We start from the raw sequence: 2,310 nt of genomic DNA on the forward strand, positions 1-2,310 counted from the left end.
AGGCATTTGCTATCGTAAAAAGTGGATTACCTTACGATGAGAACTTTGTTTCTAAATTAGCTTAAAACACTTGTTTTTTAACTCAGTTCTTTGTTAGCCACTGTTATTTTTCATTAAGAAATTCAATAATCGATTCCGCGAAGTCCTTTGAAAAAGGTGTACTCATATGGTCGCCACTAACGAGACTCAATTTACTATTCGATAATTGTTCTTGTAATTTTTTAGGATTTCCATTATCTAAATCATCATCTCCGCAAATTACCAAAGTCTCCACCTCAATATTATTAAGTTCCGCAATAGTTGTTTCAGGTTGATAGTCCTGTAAATAGCCCATTATTTTAAAGTTCACATCAAGATTTTTCGCAAAGTCTACAGCTCCTCTTGTCATTTCATTTGGTTCAGTCCGTCCAGAAAAAACATTTCCAAATTCAATTCGCCTGTACCATTTCGGATTGGTAAATTCAATGCCCATTCCTCCAAATACGGCTTTGTCAATTCGTTTATCTTTAGTAAGTAAGTTTGCAAGCACAATTGCACCTCTTGAGTATCCAACAGCCACATAGTTGTCAGCTTCTAAATGGTCAATTAGGGCCATTAAATCTTTCACTTCCGCATTATTTTTATAGGCATTTTCATTTTTTGGTTTATCAGAATTTCCATTACCTCTTAAGTCTGGTATAATAACTCTGTAGCCTTGTTTAATCAGTTGTTTTTTTAATTCCGATTTTCCCCAATTCCAATCTCCATCGACTATAAAACCATGAATTAGTAAAACTAGTTCTCCATTATCAGTATATGCGATTTTTGTTCCGTCAAATGAGGTGAAATCTTTCTTATTATTCTCTTTTGATGTACATGAGACTAGAAATAAAAGGATGATAGCTATTGGTTTATAAATTCTCATTTTTCTTAATTGTGGCTAACTCAGGGTTAAACGTAGTTCTGCTTTGAGAATGAAAAGATAATAAATTCTTGAGCAATAATTAGAGAAAAGCTCTTCCTTATAATCTCTAATTATTGATTGTCAATTAGCATCGCACAGCGATGTGTAAATTGTAGAATTTATTAGCTTGGGAATTCGAGAAGCAGGATCAAATTACTTTTAACCAACGATGGCTCACGTTAGGGCTCGATGCCTGTCGATGGTGATTACTTAGTTAAGGGATTGTTAGTAATTTGGTTTAACCCTGAGATGGAACACATTTACTTTAAGATGCATTGTCTGCGAAGCAGCGTAGATTAAAGTTCGCCATCGGCGAATGTGTTCCATCGTTTATGTATAAGGTTAGTTGCGTTGTTTAGGTAACTAATTTAGCAAAAATGGAACGAACCAGAGGAAATTCCGAAGGAATTTCCAAGTAGGCGTGAACCAAGCAATTAATTTTATACGGTGTTGTGCAACGTTTTATTTTATTAATTTCAATATCGCTTTTCCGTAAAATAAAACACCTACAGCAATTATTAAACAAAGGAATAAACCTGTTCCAAATCCAGCGCGAAACCCTTCTCGAAATCCCTGAACCACCATTAACATAATAATATAAGCTAAAAAGCCTGTTCCAAATTTCAACATTCTTTCAAGTCCGTTCATTTTCTGTGTAAATAGCACAATAAAGAATGGTATAAAAAAACTTAATAAAAAAGCTCCAATTCGGCTATTTATATTTGCATTTGAGTCTAAAGTCAAGAATCCGATTACTGACATCAAAAGCAAATTCAACAGAACAAGAAATACTGCATTGACGATTGTAGAGCCGATGGGTTTACCATTATTTTGGTCAATTTTATTTGTAAAATAACTACTATTAAATTCAAGTACATCACAAATTAAATTCAATGTGTTTCCTCTTGGTTCATTTTCATTATTTTCAATTCTCTGAATTGTTCTTAAGTTGACTTTTGATAATTCAGCTAATTCTTCTTGAGTAAGTCCTTTTGATTTTCGAAGTTCAAGAATTTTATTTCCTATAGAATTTTTCATATGAATGGTTTTTCTCAAAGTTATAAAATCACAGAAGTTTTGATAACGGTTTTTCTTTGACATTTTTATGACATTAGTGTTTGTCGTTTAAATGTCCGAATTTTTTAATGTTGCACAACGGTTTGGCTATGGTTTCGTTGCGAGAAAATCCGCTAGGATTTTCCGCCGCAAACCAAAGATAGCAAAAGTGCAGGAATTTTCGGCAGAAAATTCCGAAGCAATGAACTATAGCCGTCTTAAGTTTACAATCTCTTAATTTTAGATTATAAATCAGAAAGAACAAAAGAGAGGAGTAAGATTAATATAGCCGTAGGAACTTGCGATTCCGT

Annotated in this window: 2 protein-coding genes; both read right to left on the minus strand. The window is 33.3% G+C overall.

Annotated features, from left to right (window positions below):
- Positions 1 to 103 precede the first annotated feature (103 nt).
- Complete coding sequence (locus DFQ02_RS14895) at positions 104 to 904, minus strand: alpha/beta fold hydrolase (RefSeq protein ID WP_116525242.1); 801 nt, start codon at positions 902 to 904, stop codon at positions 104 to 106.
- A gap of 501 nt (positions 905 to 1,405) precedes the next feature.
- A complete protein-coding gene (locus DFQ02_RS14900; protein WP_245940286.1) occupies positions 1,406 to 2,044 on the minus strand; it encodes a helix-turn-helix domain-containing protein in 639 nt (212 codons plus the stop codon).
- Between the last annotated feature and the right edge of the window lie 266 nt (positions 2,045 to 2,310).

The organism is Seonamhaeicola aphaedonensis (genome assembly GCF_003386195.1).
GTDB lineage: Bacteria > Bacteroidota > Bacteroidia > Flavobacteriales > Flavobacteriaceae > Seonamhaeicola > Seonamhaeicola aphaedonensis.

Coding starts and splice junctions, on each gene's coding strand:
- DFQ02_RS14895 (WP_116525242.1), bottom strand. CDS start 904: ATGAGAATTTATAAACCAATAGCTATCATCCTTTTATTTCTAGTCTCA.
- DFQ02_RS14900 (WP_245940286.1), bottom strand. CDS start 2,044: ATGTCAAAGAAAAACCGTTATCAAAACTTCTGTGATTTTATAACTTTG.